At 61.9% G+C, this 13,484-nt stretch carries 14 protein-coding genes; 8 read left to right on the top strand and 6 right to left on the bottom strand.

Going from position 1 to position 13,484, the window contains the following annotated elements:
- Positions 1-247: 247 nt before the first annotated feature.
- Both AC07W4_RS27515 and AC07W4_RS27510 read right to left on the bottom strand, forming a co-directional pair.
- Entirely contained in the window at positions 248-1,003 is a 756-nt protein-coding gene (locus AC07W4_RS27515; RefSeq protein WP_495034685.1) for an HvfC family RiPP maturation protein, read from the bottom strand.
- Entirely contained in the window at positions 996-1,838 is an 843-nt protein-coding gene (locus tag AC07W4_RS27510) for an HvfB family MNIO-type RiPP peptide maturase (RefSeq protein ID WP_495034684.1), read from the bottom strand. The genes AC07W4_RS27515 and AC07W4_RS27510 overlap by 8 nt, the downstream gene beginning before the upstream one ends.
- Before the next feature lie 452 nt (positions 1,839-2,290).
- Between AC07W4_RS27510 and AC07W4_RS27505 the strand changes: the two genes are divergently transcribed.
- On the top strand, positions 2,291-3,337 hold the full coding sequence (locus AC07W4_RS27505; RefSeq protein ID WP_032829955.1) for a class I SAM-dependent methyltransferase: 1,047 nt from the start codon (positions 2,291-2,293) through the stop codon (positions 3,335-3,337).
- A gap of 124 nt (positions 3,338-3,461) precedes the next feature.
- Positions 3,462-4,304: an NAD-dependent protein deacetylase gene (locus AC07W4_RS27500; RefSeq protein WP_495034683.1), complete on the top strand. Its 843-nt coding sequence runs from the start codon at positions 3,462-3,464 to the stop codon at positions 4,302-4,304.
- Between the two features lie 114 nt (positions 4,305-4,418).
- Here AC07W4_RS27500 and AC07W4_RS27495 read toward each other — a convergent pair whose 3' ends face one another.
- Complete coding sequence (locus AC07W4_RS27495; RefSeq protein ID WP_495034682.1) at positions 4,419-5,321, bottom strand: LysR family transcriptional regulator; 903 nt, start codon at positions 5,319-5,321, stop codon at positions 4,419-4,421.
- A gap of 175 nt (positions 5,322-5,496) precedes the next feature.
- Here AC07W4_RS27495 and AC07W4_RS27490 point away from each other — a divergent pair, with 175 nt between their 5' ends.
- Genes AC07W4_RS27490 through AC07W4_RS27480 form a run of 3 tightly spaced genes read left to right on the top strand, consistent with a single transcriptional unit; the run spans position 5,497 to position 8,090 of the window.
- A complete protein-coding gene (locus AC07W4_RS27490) occupies positions 5,497-6,195 on the top strand; it encodes a CoA transferase subunit A (protein ID WP_056854522.1) in 699 nt (232 codons plus the stop codon).
- Positions 6,196-6,231: 36 nt separating this feature from the next.
- Complete coding sequence (locus tag AC07W4_RS27485; protein ID WP_057399619.1) at positions 6,232-6,897, top strand: CoA transferase subunit B; 666 nt, start codon at positions 6,232-6,234, stop codon at positions 6,895-6,897.
- 11 nt (positions 6,898-6,908) lie between these two features.
- A complete protein-coding gene (locus AC07W4_RS27480; protein WP_495034681.1) occupies positions 6,909-8,090 on the top strand; it encodes an acetyl-CoA C-acetyltransferase in 1,182 nt (393 codons plus the stop codon).
- Between the two features lie 281 nt (positions 8,091-8,371).
- Here the strand turns inward: AC07W4_RS27480 and AC07W4_RS27475 are convergent, their stop codons facing one another.
- Positions 8,372-8,902, bottom strand: coding sequence for a chalcone isomerase family protein (locus AC07W4_RS27475; RefSeq protein WP_495034680.1), 531 nt, complete (start codon positions 8,900-8,902; stop codon positions 8,372-8,374).
- A gap of 166 nt (positions 8,903-9,068) precedes the next feature.
- Here AC07W4_RS27475 and AC07W4_RS27470 point away from each other — a divergent pair, with 166 nt between their 5' ends.
- The 3 genes from AC07W4_RS27470 (at position 9,069) to AC07W4_RS27460 (ending at position 11,345) form a co-directional block, all read left to right on the top strand.
- Complete coding sequence (locus AC07W4_RS27470) at positions 9,069-9,875, top strand: hypothetical protein (protein ID WP_495034686.1); 807 nt, start codon at positions 9,069-9,071, stop codon at positions 9,873-9,875.
- 97 nt (positions 9,876-9,972) lie between these two features.
- The gene (locus tag AC07W4_RS27465; RefSeq protein WP_495034679.1) at positions 9,973-10,644 is read left to right on the top strand and encodes a glutathione S-transferase family protein; all 672 of its coding nucleotides are present in this window, start codon (positions 9,973-9,975) and stop codon (positions 10,642-10,644) included.
- 134 nt (positions 10,645-10,778) lie between these two features.
- Positions 10,779-11,345 carry a DcrB/PsbP domain-containing protein gene (locus tag AC07W4_RS27460; RefSeq protein ID WP_495034678.1) on the top strand — a complete coding sequence of 189 codons (567 nt, stop codon included), beginning with the start codon at positions 10,779-10,781 and terminating at the stop codon, positions 11,343-11,345.
- Positions 11,346-11,348: 3 nt separating this feature from the next.
- Here AC07W4_RS27460 and AC07W4_RS27455 read toward each other — a convergent pair whose 3' ends face one another.
- Positions 11,349-12,065: an alpha/beta hydrolase gene (locus AC07W4_RS27455; RefSeq protein WP_495034677.1), complete on the bottom strand. Its 717-nt coding sequence runs from the start codon at positions 12,063-12,065 to the stop codon at positions 11,349-11,351.
- A 204-nt stretch (positions 12,066-12,269) separates the two neighbouring features.
- Positions 12,270-13,382, bottom strand: coding sequence for a succinylglutamate desuccinylase/aspartoacylase family protein (locus AC07W4_RS27450; protein WP_495034676.1), 1,113 nt, complete (start codon positions 13,380-13,382; stop codon positions 12,270-12,272).
- Between the last annotated feature and the right edge of the window lie 102 nt (positions 13,383-13,484).

Below are 13,484 nucleotides of genomic sequence, written 5' to 3'. Positions count from 1 at the left end.
TTGCATGTAGGTCGAAGCGAAGCCGACCGGAGGGCAATGCCCCCGGATGAATACCGCAGCGAAGGAACCCCGAGCCTTAGCGAGGGGCCGTACGTAAGGGGCGAGACCTTTTGGTTACTTTTGGGGCGTTTGCCAAAAGTGACCCGCTGTAAGAGCGGAACCATAAGCCGCCGTTACCGCAGAAACGGATATGTACTCAATCAACATAGAGCCTGGTCGGCCCAAAGGCCGCCAAGGTCAAAGTAGATCAAACAACCCCAACAACCCCTTCCTCACGCATCTGCCGCAACAACACCAACCCACCTTCCAGAAACCCCGAATCCCCCACCGCCCCCGCCTCGACCGCCAATCCTTGCAGCTGCTCACGCCCAGTCAGCTCTGGAAACTCGCCAATCCGCTGCAACAACCGCCACGCCAACGGACTCAACTCGGAAAACTTCACACTCCAGTCCTCGGCGCGACGCACCAGCAACAACGTCGGCTGAGCAGGTAAAGCGTCAGGCTGATAATCCGGTCCCACTTGCTGCACCGGCCAGGCGTAAGCCAACGGCCAAGCCAGCGGCGACACTTGCAACGGCCGATCCAGCAACGACCCGGCATCACCCGCTGCCAACGGTTCGGCCTCGGACTGTTGCAGCGCCATTTCCACCCACTCGTAATGCGCCAGCTCCACCATGAACGGCGGCCACGGCCCATCGCTCAACGCCTCAGGCCCGGTCGCGAGAAACTCGACAAACTCCTGAGCGATCTCACCAAATTTCGGTGTACGGGCGCGGTAGTCCCGCAGAAAGATCCGCACCAGTGAACGCCAGTGTTCATCGCCCAGAATCTTCCCCAACACCGGAAAGGTGCCACTGAGCAACGAAGACAGATTGGCGAACACCAGATCACGGTAAACCTGTGCCCGCACCGGGTCCATTTCGGTGGGTGGCGCGCAATGCTCGGGGTCTCGCAGATACTGGCCCATGATGCTTTGCTGTTGGTGCAACGAATGTTTATCCACGGTTCACGCCCTCCTGTTGCAAGCGGCGAATGGTCTGCAATTCCGCCACCAGCTCGGCGAATGCCGGAAAGTTGAAGTCCCGCTCAAGCAACGTCGGTTGTGCGCCGAACCGGGCATACGCCTGCTCCAGCAACGACCACACCACCGGTTTGACCGAAGCGCCATGGGTGTCGATTTTCAAGGTATCGGACTCGTCGAAATGCCCGGCAATGTGCATGGCCACCACCCGGCCCGAATCGATGCCGGCGAGGAACGCCTGCGGATCGAAGCCATGGTTGATCGAATTGACGTAGACATTGTTGACGTCCAGCAGCAGGTCGCAGTCGGCCTCACGCAGCACGGCATTGGTGAATGTCACCTCGTCCATGTCCTGTTGGGGTGCGGCGTAATAGGAAACGTTTTCCACCGCCAGGCGCCGACCAAGGATGTCCTGGGCCTGACGGATCCGCGCAGCGACGTGGCGCACCGCTTCTTCGGTGAAGGGCAACGGCAACAGGTCGTACAGGTGACCGTCATCACTGCAGTAACTCAGGTGCTCGCTGTACAGCGGCACGTTGTAGTGATCGAGGAAGCTGCGAACCTCTTGCAGAAAATCGACGTCCAGCGGCGACGGCCCACCCAGGGACAGGGACAAGCCGTGACAGGACAACGGATAGCGTTCAGCCAGGGCCCGCAATGCAGCGCCGTGGGCACCGCCGATGCCGATCCAGTTTTCCGGGGCGACTTCCAGAAAGTCGAAATCGCCCGCCGGCGCAGCCTGCAGGTCTTTCATTAAACCGCGGCGCAGGCCCAGGCCGACGCTGGCCTTGGCTTCTGGGGGAATGGAGGTCTGCATGGTGTGGATCTCACAAGATATTCAACGACGCGAGCCGGTGCTCGCCATGAGAGACAGTTAATCGAAGGGGTGTATCGGGACTGTGTTCGGCTGGGGCCGGAATAAGAGGTCACTGTGTCAAAAAGGGGTCTGGATACAGTGGGATACACACGATCCTTGCGGGCACTGCCGATACCTGTGGGAGCGGGCTTGCTCGCGAAGAGGCCGGCACATTCAAAAGAAAGGTTGACTGACCCGCCGCTTTCGCGAGCAAGCCCGCTCCCACAGGGCCCCGTGTCGGTCAGGGAAAGATAGCTTTCGTCGCTCAACGCGGCGCTGTATGGCCTGCGAACTAAACTGAATGCACGCAGGACCCGCTTGGTGCCCTGTACATTCCCACGACCACCGCCCAGCGGCGAACGCCTCGCCAGACAATGCCCCTGGACCGTGATCCTGCTGAAGGAGCACAGATGATGGACGAGGCCAGACTCAACGATTTCATGGGCAAACTGGTGAATGACATGGGCGGCGCGGCGATGCTCGCCAACGTCATTCTCGGCGAAGAGCTCGGCCTGTACCGGGCGATGGCCGACAGTCAGCCCATCACCCCCGAAACCCTTGCCGAGAAAACCGGCTGCAACACTCGCCTGCTGCGCGAATGGCTCAGCGCCCACGCCGCCTCAGGCTACATGGAACACCGTGACGGCCAGTTCCGCCTCCCCGAAGAGCAAGCCATGGCTCTGGCAAAAGAAGACTCACCGGTTTATGTGGCGGGCGGAATCGGCGTGGTCGCGTCGTTTTTCCATGACAAGGACAAACTGGTCAACGCCATGCGCGGCAACGGTGCCCTGCCCTGGGGCGATCACCATCCGTGCATGTTCAGCGGCACCGAACGCTTCTTCCGCCCCGGCTACAAAGCCCATCTGGTCGCCGAATGGTTGCCGGCCCTCGACGGTGTGGTGGCCAAACTGGAAGCCGGAGCCAAAGTAGCGGACATCGGCTGTGGCCATGGCGCTTCGACGGTGATCATGGCCCAGGCGTTTCCGGATTCGCGCTTCGTGGGTTTCGACTACCACGCGCCGTCCGTTACCGTTGCCATCCAACGGGCCGAAGAAGGAGGTGTGTCCGGGCGAGCCAGGTTCTTCCAGGGCACGGCCAAAAGCTACCCTGGCAGCGACTACGACCTGATCTGCTATTTCGACTGCCTGCATGACATGGGCGACCCGGTGGGCGCGGCCAAGCATGCCTATGAGTCGTTGAAGGACGACGGCACCGTGCTGCTGGTCGAGCCCTACGCCAACGATTTGCTCGACGACAACGTCAACCCGGTCGGACGCCTGTTCTACGCGGCCTCGACCTTCATCTGCACGCCCAACTCGCTGTCCCAGGAAGTCGGCCTCGGTCTCGGCGCCCAGGCCGGTGAGGCGCGGTTGCGCAAGGTGTTTAGCGAGGCTGGATTCACGCACTTCCGCCGGGCCACGGAAACGCCGTTCAACCTGATTCTGGAGGCGCGTAAATAGTTCCCGCCGCCATCTCTGCAGGAGCGAGCCTGGTCCGGACGACGTTCCGACGATGGTGTGTCAGCTATATTGATGTCGACAGACACCCCATCGCGAGCAAGCTCGCTCCTACAGGTTTCCCGGCATGCTTGACCGTCAGACCCGTGACCAACTCGATCGCCTCCATCAGCTCATGGCGGATCAGCCGTTTGCCGTGCTGACCGGTGCCGGTATCAGCACGCCCTCGGGCATCCCGGATTATCGTGACAACCAGGGCGTGCGGCGTGGCCGGCAGCCGATGATGTACCAGGAGTTTCTCTCGGCCCCGGAGCCCCGGCGACGCTATTGGGCGCGGGCGATGCTCGGTTGGCCGAGGGTGCGTCTGGCGCAACCGAACGTGGCCCACGACATCCTGGCTCGATTGCAAGGCACGCGGCAGATCAGCGGGTTGATCACCCAGAACGTCGACACCCTGCACGACCAGGCCGGCAGCCGTGACGTGATCGAACTCCACGGCAGTCTGCACCGGGTGTTGTGCCTGGATTGCGGCCGGCGCAGCGAGCGCGATTCGATCCAGCGCCTGATGGAAACACAGAACCCGTACCTGGCCGGCGTCGACGCGGTGCAGGCGCCGGACGGCGACACCTTGCTCGACCCGGCCTTCGAGGCACGCTTCAAGGTCCCCCGCTGCCCGCATTGCGCCGGGGAACGGATGAAGCCGGATGTGGTGTTCTTTGGCGAGAACGTCGCACAGGCCACGGCGGCCAAGGCGATGGCCGCCGTCGAACAGGCTGCCGGACTGCTAGTGGTCGGCTCGTCACTGATGGCCTATTCGGCGTTCCGCTTGTGCCGAGCGGTGGTGGATCAGGGCAAGCCGTTGATTGCGATCAACCTGGGCAAGACCCGGGCCGATGAGATGCTGGATTTGAAGATCGAGGGGTCGTGCGAGCGGTTGTTGCCGTTATTGGCCGAACGTCTCTCTTCCTGATCAGCACAAAACTCTGTGGGAGCGGGCTTGCTCGCGAAGAGGGCGGCACATCCAACATCTTTTTTGCCTGACCCACCGCTTTCGCGAGCAAGCCCGCTCCCACAGGTATTGTGATCAGTTCATGGAGAAACGCTGCCCAAGGTTTTCCTCTTTCAGCACATCAAACAACGCCTGCGCCGCCGCCGACAGCTCCCCCCCCGGCAACGTCAGCACCCCCAGCGCCCGCTCCACCACCGGGTCGCGCAAGGTAATGCAACGCGCCCCCAGTTCACGCATCTGCCCGGCACACAAGGCCGGCACCGCGCTCACGCCAAGACCACTGGCGACCATGCGCCCGACCGTCGCCAGTTGATGGCTTTCAAACTCCACCGGCAACTTCATGTCGCGGGCCTGCAAGTGCTCTTCCAGCATCACCCGCACCGTCGACGGCCGCTGCAAGGTAATGAACGGCTCCTTGAGCAGGGTCTGCCAGTCGATATCATCGAGTTCGGCCAGCGCCGAATCCAGGGGCACCACCGCGACGAATCGGTCGATGTACAACGGCGTGAATTGCAGCGACGAGCTCTGGGTCGGTTCGAACGCCACCCCAAGTTCCACCTGGCGGTCACGGACCATTTCCAGCACTTGCTCGTTGATCACGTCATTGACCGTCACGTTGACATTCGGATAACGGGCGCGGAAGGTCTTGAGGATCGGCGGCAGCAGGTTGCCGGCGAACGACGGCATTGCCGCCAGGGTCACGCGACCGCGCTGCAAGGTGAAGCGCTGGCGCAACTCATCCTCGGCATTGTCCCAGTCGGCGATCAACCGGCGCGCCAGCGGCACCAGGGTTTCGCCTTCGGCGGTGAGCGCCACGTTGCGCGTGTTGCGGGTGAACAAGCGCCCGCCCAGGCCTTCCTCCAGCGCCTTGATGGTCAGGCTCAGAGCCGATTGCGACAGGTGCAGGCGCTCGCAGGCCACGGCAAAGCTCAGGCTCTGGGCCACGGCCAGAAAGGCACGGATCTGCTTGACGGTCATAGTCGCTTCGCTCCAGTTGTAAGCTACAAGCTTCAAGCTGCAAGATTAAAGCAGCGGTTTAATGAGCTTTATCAATCAATCAGATCTAAAAAACAACTTAACAAATGAATCTTGCAGCGAGACACTCCATCCCATTCGGCTAGCCAGCCGCCCACAAAGAATAAAAGAGGTGCATATGGCAGGTTTCGACAAGCGCGTGAGTTCCTACGAGGAAGCTCTGGCAGGTCTTGAAGACGGCATGACCGTGATCGCTGGCGGCTTCGGCCTGTGCGGGATCCCGGAAAACCTGATCGCTGAGATCAAGCGCAAAGGCACTCGCAACCTCACCGTGGTTTCCAACAACTGCGGCGTCGACGGTTTTGGCCTTGGCGTACTGCTGACCGACCGCCAGATCAGCAAAGTGGTGGCGTCCTACGTCGGCGAAAACAAGCTGTTCGAAGAGCAACTGCTCAAGGGCGAAATCGAAGTCATCCTGACCCCGCAAGGCACGCTCGCCGAGAAAATGCGCGCTGGCGGCGCTGGCATTCCAGCCTTCTTCACCGCCACCGGCGTTGGCACTCCCGTTGCCGAAGGCAAGGAAGTACGCGAATTCCATGGCCGCAAGTACCTGATGGAAGAGTCCATCACCGGTGACTTCGCCATCGTCAAAGGCTGGAAAGCCGACCATTTCGGTAACGTGATCTATCGCCACACCGCCCAGAACTTCAACCCGCTGGCCGCCACCGCCGGCAAGATCACCGTGGTCGAAGTCGAAGAAATCGTCGAACCCGGCGAGCTGGACCCGGCGCAGATCCACACCCCTGGCATCTACGTCGACCGGATCATCTGCGGCACGTTCGAGAAGCGCATCGAACAGCGCACCGTGCGTAAGTGATCCCCTGCCCCCGGACCGAATGAAGGAATAACGACAATGGCACTTTCCCGCGAACAAATGGCTCAACGCGTCGCCCGCGAAATGCAGGACGGCTTCTATGTGAACCTGGGCATCGGCATTCCGACCCTGGTCGCCAACTACATCCCCGAAGGCATGGAAGTCATGCTGCAGTCGGAAAACGGCCTGCTGGGCATGGGTCCTTTTCCTACTGAAGAAACCATCGATGCCGACATGATCAACGCCGGCAAACAAACCGTGACCGCACGTATCGGAGCTTCGATTTTTTCCTCGGCCGAGTCCTTCGCAATGATCCGCGGTGGTCATGTCGACCTGACCGTGCTGGGTGCCTTTGAAGTGGACGTGCAAGGCAACATCGCCTCGTGGATGATCCCCGGCAAACTGGTCAAGGGCATGGGCGGCGCGATGGACCTGGTGGCCGGCGCCGACAACATCATCGTCATCATGACCCACGCGTCCAAGGATGGTGAGTCCAAGCTGCTGTCCCAATGCAGCCTGCCGCTGACCGGCGCCGGGTGCATCAAGCGTGTGCTGACCGACCTGGCCTACCTGGAAATCGAAAACGGCGCGTTCATTCTCAAAGAACGTGCGCCGGGCGTCAGCGTCGAAGAGATCGTCGCCAAGACTGCCGGTAAACTGATCGTGCCGGACCACGTGCCGGAAATGCAGTTCGCTGCCCAGTGAGGAATCATTCCATGCAAGAAGTCGTCATTGTTGCCGCCACGCGCACCGCGATTGGCAGCTTCCAGGGATCCCTGGCCAATGTGTCCGCCGTGGACCTGGGCGCTGCGGTGATCCGCCAGTTGCTGGCGCAAACAGGCCTGGACCCGGCCGAAGTCGATGAAGTGATCATGGGCCAGGTGCTGACCGCCGGTGCCGGGCAAAACCCTGCGCGCCAGGCCGCGATCAAGGCCGGCCTGCCCTTCGCTGTACCGGCCATGACTTTGAACAAGGTCTGCGGCTCGGGCCTCAAGGCCCTGCACCTGGGCGCCCAGGCGATCCGCTGCGGCGATGCCGAGGTGATCATCGCCGGTGGCCAGGAAAACATGAGCCTGGCCAACTACGTCATGCCCGGTGCCCGCACCGGCCTGCGCATGGGCAACGGGCAAATCGTCGACACCATGATCAGCGATGGCCTGTGGGATGCATTCAACGATTACCACATGGGCATCACCGCCGAGAACCTGGCCGACAAGTACAGCCTGACTCGCGAGCAGCAGGACGCCTTCGCTGCCGCCTCGCAACAGAAAGCCGTGGCTGCCATCGAAGCCGGGCGCTTCGTCGATGAAATCACCCCGATCCTGATCCCGCAGCGCAAGGGCGATCCGCTGTCCTTCGCCACCGACGAGCAGCCACGGGCCGGTACCACCGCCGAATCCCTGGGCAAGCTCAAGCCGGCCTTCAAGAAGGACGGTTCGGTGACCGCCGGCAACGCTTCGTCGCTGAACGACGGTGCCGCCGCCGTAATCCTGATGAGCGCGGAAAAAGCCAAGACCCTGGGCCTGCCGGTACTGGCGAAAATCGCCGCCTACGCCAACGCTGGCGTCGACCCGGCGATCATGGGCATCGGCCCGGTGTCGGCCACTCGCCGTTGCCTGGACAAGGCCGGCTGGAACATCCACCAGCTGGACCTGATCGAAGCCAACGAAGCCTTCGCCGCACAATCCCTGGCGGTGGCCAAGGACCTGGAATGGGACCTGGACAAGGTCAACGTCAACGGCGGCGCCATCGCCCTGGGCCACCCGATCGGTGCCTCGGGTTGCCGCGTGCTGGTCACCCTGCTGCATGAAATGCTCAAGCGTGACGCCAAAAAAGGCCTCGCCACCCTGTGTATCGGTGGTGGTCAGGGCGTGGCACTGGCGCTCGAACGGGCTTAAAGCGTTCAACAGTCGGCGCGGGGACCCACGAAGATCCGTCGCCGTCTGGACAAACACCCGGTGCGATGCAAGTCGTACCGGGTTCTTTTTGCCTGCGTTTTTTTCAGTTAGACCGCGTTAGCGTTCTTCGCGAGCAAGCCCGCTCCCACATTTGACCGAGTTGTCCAGACGAGCACGGCCCACTGTGGGAGCGGGCTTGCCCGCGAAGGGGCCAGTCCTGTCACCCCCAAAACTGCAGAATCAACCAACTGCTCGCCCCACTGATCACCACAAAGCAAAGTCTACGGAGCCATGCCCAGCAACTGCTGGCGCAATTCGGGGTTGCTGGTACGCGGATCGAGCCAGATGGCAAAAAATGCCTGGGCGAATTGCAGGTCCTTCACTTCACGCAATAACTGCTGGCCAAGAAAAAACCGCGCGCCCTGCCCCGGCAGATACACCCCGGTCAACCGCGTGCCGGCCTGCACATCGACGAACGACTGTTGCATCTGCGTCTGCCAGGACGCCAGTTGCTCGGCACTGACCGAGGTGCCAGAGAGTCGCTTGATCTCCCTGACGCTGGCGTTCACCAGATCTTCACAGGAAATGCTGCGCTGGTAGATCAGCTCCAGGGCGAACGGTTGATCGCCCGCCAACGGCCGCGACGGACTCCAGAGCCGCGCGCTGTAGACATCGAAGCCGTACTTGCGAAACTCCCCACTGCCGATGACTTGCGCACCGGGCAGCGAATCCTGCCAATTGGCCAGGGCCTGGCAGCTCAGCAAAACAAGCAGCCACAGACCATGGCGCAGCGGTAATCGTTGGCGGTTCATGCGGGTTGGCCTCATCGCGGGATGCCCAGAAAAACGTATGCGCAAAAGACCCTTTCGGACATTTGCCTACGGGCCATATTTTTGTATACAAAATTCGCATACAGATAAAGCAATCTACCCGACGCAATGTTACCGTTGCTACCTCACACAGGTCGGAGACATGCGCGTGTTGATCCTGAAATTGCTGGTGATCCCAGGCTTCCTGCTACTGATTTCCCTGGCTGGCAAACGCTGGGGACCGAGCGTGGCCGGTTGGTTGTCGGGGTTGCCGGTAGTGGTCGGGCCGATCCTGTTGTTCCTCGCCCTCGAACAAGGCCAGGCGTTCGCCGCGCAATCGGCCACCGCCGCGCTGTCGGCCATGTTCGCGATGATTGCGTTCTGCATCACTTACGCCCAGGTCGCACAACGGGCCGGGTGGCCGCTGGCGCTGGTGATCTCGCTGTCGGTCTGGGCACTGGTGGCGGTTGTCCTGTCGCTGATCCCGGCTTCCCTGGTGTTTTCGGTGTGTGCCGCCGCCACCGCGCTGCTCGCCGCACCGTACCTGTTCCCCACCGTGCAACCGGTGCTCAGTGGCCCGGCACCGAAATCCGACAAGCTCCTGTTGCGCATGGTGGCCGGTGCCTTGCTCACCCTGGTCGTGACACTGCTGGCCAGCACCGTCGGCGACCGCTGGAGCGGCCTGCTGGCGGTATTCCCGGTATTGGGCAGCGTGATGGCGGTGTTCTCCCAGCAAACCCGTGGCCCGGCCTTTACCGCCGCGCTGCTGCGCGCCACCGCCACCGGCATGTACTCATTCGCCGCCTTCTGCCTGGTGTTGGCCCTGGCCCTGCCGACGATGGGGATGAACGCTTTTGTGCTGGGCATCGCGGTATCGGTGGCCATGCTGGGTGTGACCAAGCGTCTGCTGGCGCGGCCGGCCAGCCCGGCGACGAACACTGAAGGAACTGTCAAAGCAACGAAACCCATTCGATAATTTCGCACGAGTAGAACAACAAGCTTGCACGTCAATCGAACGGGTTTGCTTGAACATCAGCCTCAGTTCCAACCCCTACCCGACTGAGGCCCGCACCATGAAATTCTTTTTCCATCCGTCACCGAACCCGATGAAAGTTGCCCTGCTGCTCGAAGAACTGCAAACGCCTTACGAGCTGATCGGCGTCGACACCTTCAAGGGCGAGCAACACCTGCCAGCCTTTTTGGCGATCAACCCGAACGCCAAGGTCCCCGCGCTGGTGGATGGCGATGCCACCGTGTTCGACTCCCAGGCGATCCTGCTGCACCTGGCGCAGAAACATCAGCGCTTGCTGCCGACCTCCGCTGCCGGCCAGGCCGAGATGCTGTCGTGGTTGATGTTCATCGGCACCGGCCTGTCGCCGTTCTCCGGCCTGGCGGTGCACTTCCTGCACCACGCACCGGAAGATCTGCCCTACGCGAAAAACCGCTATTTCAAGGAAGTCGAACGTCACTACCGCATCCTTGACGAGCGTCTGGCCGAGCATCAGTACCTGGCGGGCGACACCTACAGCATCGCCGACATCGCGTTGTGGGGCTGGGCCAACTACGCGCCCTATATCCTCGGCGAGAGCGGTCTGGCGGCGTACCCGAACGTCAAGCGCCTGTACGATGAAATCAGCGCCCGCCCGGCGGCCCGGCGTGCCCACGGCCTGAAAGAGAAACTGGTGCTCAAGGCCGAATTCGACGAAGAAACCCGTCGCAACCTGTTCCCGCAAAACCTGGCGTAACCCGCCTGTTCCAGCCTTCGAGGGTGATGAAATGAGTGATCACTAAAGTGACCGCCCGGTAGAGCACACTGGAACGCATCGCAACCTCCATGGGATGATCGCGCCCCACCGCGCGTCCATCCCTGGAGATCCCGATGTCATTGTTGAGTAAGAAAGCCCTTGTCCTGCTGCTGGCCGCCGCTACCGGGCTTGGGGCTTTGAATGCGCAGGCCGCCAAGGCCACTTCCAGCGATGCGCCCGCCCACAAAGTCTCGATGCTCGGCAGCAAGTTCACCTTCAACTTGCCCAAGGGTTTCATCGCCAACCCGCTGCCGGCCAGCCCGGACGGTGCCAGCGGCACCCTGTACAGCAATGAAACCACCAAGACCGTGGTGATCGCCGCTGAAAACACCCTGCCCAACGGTGTCAGCGTCAAGGACAACGACGGCGTGTTCCTCGACGGCACCGTGGCCGATTTCGAAGCGGCGCAACACAAATCCCTGCCCGACTACAACAAGCTCAGCGAGAAAGCCCTGACCCGGACAACCGGGCTGGGTCTGCGCCAGATCGACGGCACTGCCACCCAGGGCGGTGGCATGACCCTCACCACCACACTGATGGCGGCATCCGGTACCCGCATGGCGGTGATTCAGGTGATATCCCGTCCCGGCGACATGGCGGCCCACGAAACCCTGGTCAAACAGATCGTCAGCGGCAAATGAGACTCAGGGGTTGAGACGCTGCAACCAGGCACTCAAATCCTGTATCTCGTCGGCGCTGATGCTGTGACCGACACCGGGGTAGGCGTGGAACTCGGGTTCGAGTGACACGCTCTGCAGCAGGCTGTTGGCCTCGGTGCCGTCGCTCAACGGCAGGCGTTTGTCCTGCTCGCCATGACCGATGAAAATCGCCAGCGACTGGCGTTTTTCATCCGGTTGAAGCTCGGACTTGAGCACCGGCAGAATCCGCCCGCTCAATGCAGCGATCCCTGCGAGCGCCTCGGGATGCCGCAAGCCTGTTTCGTAGGACATGATCGCGCCCTGACTGAAACCGACCAGGAACACCTTCTCGGGTTCGGTGTGATATTTCTTCGTGGCCTGTGCGACGAAATCCAGCAGCAACTGGCCGCTGGCCTTCAGATCATCGGTCTCGCCGTTGTAGGCCCCTTCGCCCTTCTTGCGAAACCACTGGTAACTACCCTCCTGCATCACCATCGGCGCCCTCACCGACAGGTAGGTGTAGGACCCGGGCAAGTCATCCTTGATGTCGAACAGATCCTGCTCGTTACTGCCGTAACCGTGGAGGAAAATCACCAGGGGTTGATGGTTCGAATCGGCGCCGGCCTGTGCCAGGTACTTGAGCGGCAGGTCGGTTTGCAGCGGGTTTTGGGCGTGGACGGCGGTGGATACCAGGAGCGTGAGCAGCGCGAGCATCTTCAACATGGGTCTTCCTTCACTGAATGCAGGATTCGGGGAAGAGCCTAACACTGGTCAGTAGGCGGGAACATCTCGGGCGTGGCCGATGCCGCCTTCGTCGGAACGCCGCCCGGAGCAAGCCCGCTCCCACACTGGATCTGTGGCGTTCACAAAACCTGTGGGAGCGGGCTTGCCCGCGAAGAGGCCCGGGCGGGCAATGAAAATTCCGGCTCAGTCGTTGATCAACTTCCCCGCCCGAATCGCCTCGCGCCCCGCCACTTTCGCCTGCCAGGAGCCTGGCTGGGTGTAGCGCCCACGGTCGATGGCGAACAGCACGCCACTGGTGCCTGCCTGCACGGTGGTGACCTTGTCGTTCAACGGGTCGACCACCTCGAACAGCGCATCGCCCTTCTCCACCCACTCCCCGGCCTCACGCAGGAAGCTGACCACGCCGTGATGCGGGGCGAACAGGTACTGGGTGCCTTCGAACGGCATGCCTTCACAGCATTCGGCCGGTGCCGCCGGCCAGGTGCCGGCGATGAAACCCTGTTCGGCGAGGAACCCGAGAATGGCCTCGCAATTGGCCTGGGCCTGGTCGACCCGGGTGTCGCCCATGCTGCCCAGCTCCAGGGTGGTTGCCAGGTTGGCCGGTGGAATCGCCGCCGCCGGGAACGCCCTGGCCAGGCGCAACCATGGCGAAGAACAGGATTCATCGAACGAGCTGCCGCCGGAATCTTCACACAACAACGCCACGCCAGCCTTCAAGCGCGCCGCCAGGGATTGCCATTGCGACCAGTGCTGCGGCAAGGCGTAAATGTGGATGGCCGCGTCGAAATCGCAATGCAGATCGAGGGTGATGTCGGCGTCGCAGGCATGGCGCAACAACAGGCGGTGCATGGCTTCCAGCTGCGATGGTGCTGCCGGCAAGCCGTCGAGCACCTGGCCCATGGTCTGGCGAATCAGCGCGATGTTGGCCTGGGCATCGCTGCCAAGGCGATCACCGATCAACGCGCCCACCGGTGCACTGAGCTCGACGAACGAGCGGTTGAAGTTCTTGCCGCTGCCGAGTTCGAAACGCCCCATGTGGCTGCCTTGCAAGTGCTGGTCGAGGCCAATGGGATTGGCCACCGGCACCAGTTCGATCACACCCTTCAATTGCCCCTGCTGTTCAAGTTCGGACAGGCGCTTCTTCAACTCCCAGGCCGTGCGCATGCCCGGCAATTCGTCGGCGTGCAGGCTCGCCTGGATGTACACCTTGCGCGTGCCCGCGCCATAGCGAAACACGCTGAGGGTGCGCTCGGTGCCCAGGTGGCTCCAGGGAAGTTTGTGGTCGATGCGTTGCATGTGGGGGGCTCCTGATGTCTGTACGGCGAGATCACCTGTGGGAGCGGGCTTGCTCGCGAAGGCGCCGGTACATTCAACATCCATGTTGCCTGACACGACGCC

Source organism: Pseudomonas sp. GW821-FHT02A08, assembly GCF_059422045.1.
This window is presented reverse-complemented; position numbering and strand designations above follow the sequence as displayed.

Excerpts from the sequence above, each read along its gene's own strand:
- AC07W4_RS27505 (WP_032829955.1), top strand. The coding sequence starts at position 2,291 with ATGGACGAGGCCAGACTCAACGATTTCATGGGCAAACTGGTGAATGAC.
- AC07W4_RS27510 (WP_495034684.1), bottom strand. The coding sequence starts at position 1,838 with ATGCAGACCTCCATTCCCCCAGAAGCCAAGGCCAGCGTCGGCCTGGGC.
- AC07W4_RS27465 (WP_495034679.1), top strand. The coding sequence starts at position 9,973 with ATGAAATTCTTTTTCCATCCGTCACCGAACCCGATGAAAGTTGCCCTG.
- AC07W4_RS27460 (WP_495034678.1), top strand. The coding sequence starts at position 10,779 with ATGTCATTGTTGAGTAAGAAAGCCCTTGTCCTGCTGCTGGCCGCCGCT.
- AC07W4_RS27500 (WP_495034683.1), top strand. The coding sequence starts at position 3,462 with ATGCTTGACCGTCAGACCCGTGACCAACTCGATCGCCTCCATCAGCTC.
- AC07W4_RS27485 (WP_057399619.1), top strand. The coding sequence starts at position 6,232 with ATGGCACTTTCCCGCGAACAAATGGCTCAACGCGTCGCCCGCGAAATG.
- AC07W4_RS27480 (WP_495034681.1), top strand. The coding sequence starts at position 6,909 with ATGCAAGAAGTCGTCATTGTTGCCGCCACGCGCACCGCGATTGGCAGC.
- AC07W4_RS27475 (WP_495034680.1), bottom strand. The coding sequence starts at position 8,902 with ATGAACCGCCAACGATTACCGCTGCGCCATGGTCTGTGGCTGCTTGTT.
- AC07W4_RS27495 (WP_495034682.1), bottom strand. The coding sequence starts at position 5,321 with ATGACCGTCAAGCAGATCCGTGCCTTTCTGGCCGTGGCCCAGAGCCTG.
- AC07W4_RS27455 (WP_495034677.1), bottom strand. The coding sequence starts at position 12,065 with ATGTTGAAGATGCTCGCGCTGCTCACGCTCCTGGTATCCACCGCCGTC.
- AC07W4_RS27490 (WP_056854522.1), top strand. The coding sequence starts at position 5,497 with ATGGCAGGTTTCGACAAGCGCGTGAGTTCCTACGAGGAAGCTCTGGCA.
- AC07W4_RS27450 (WP_495034676.1), bottom strand. The coding sequence starts at position 13,382 with ATGCAACGCATCGACCACAAACTTCCCTGGAGCCACCTGGGCACCGAG.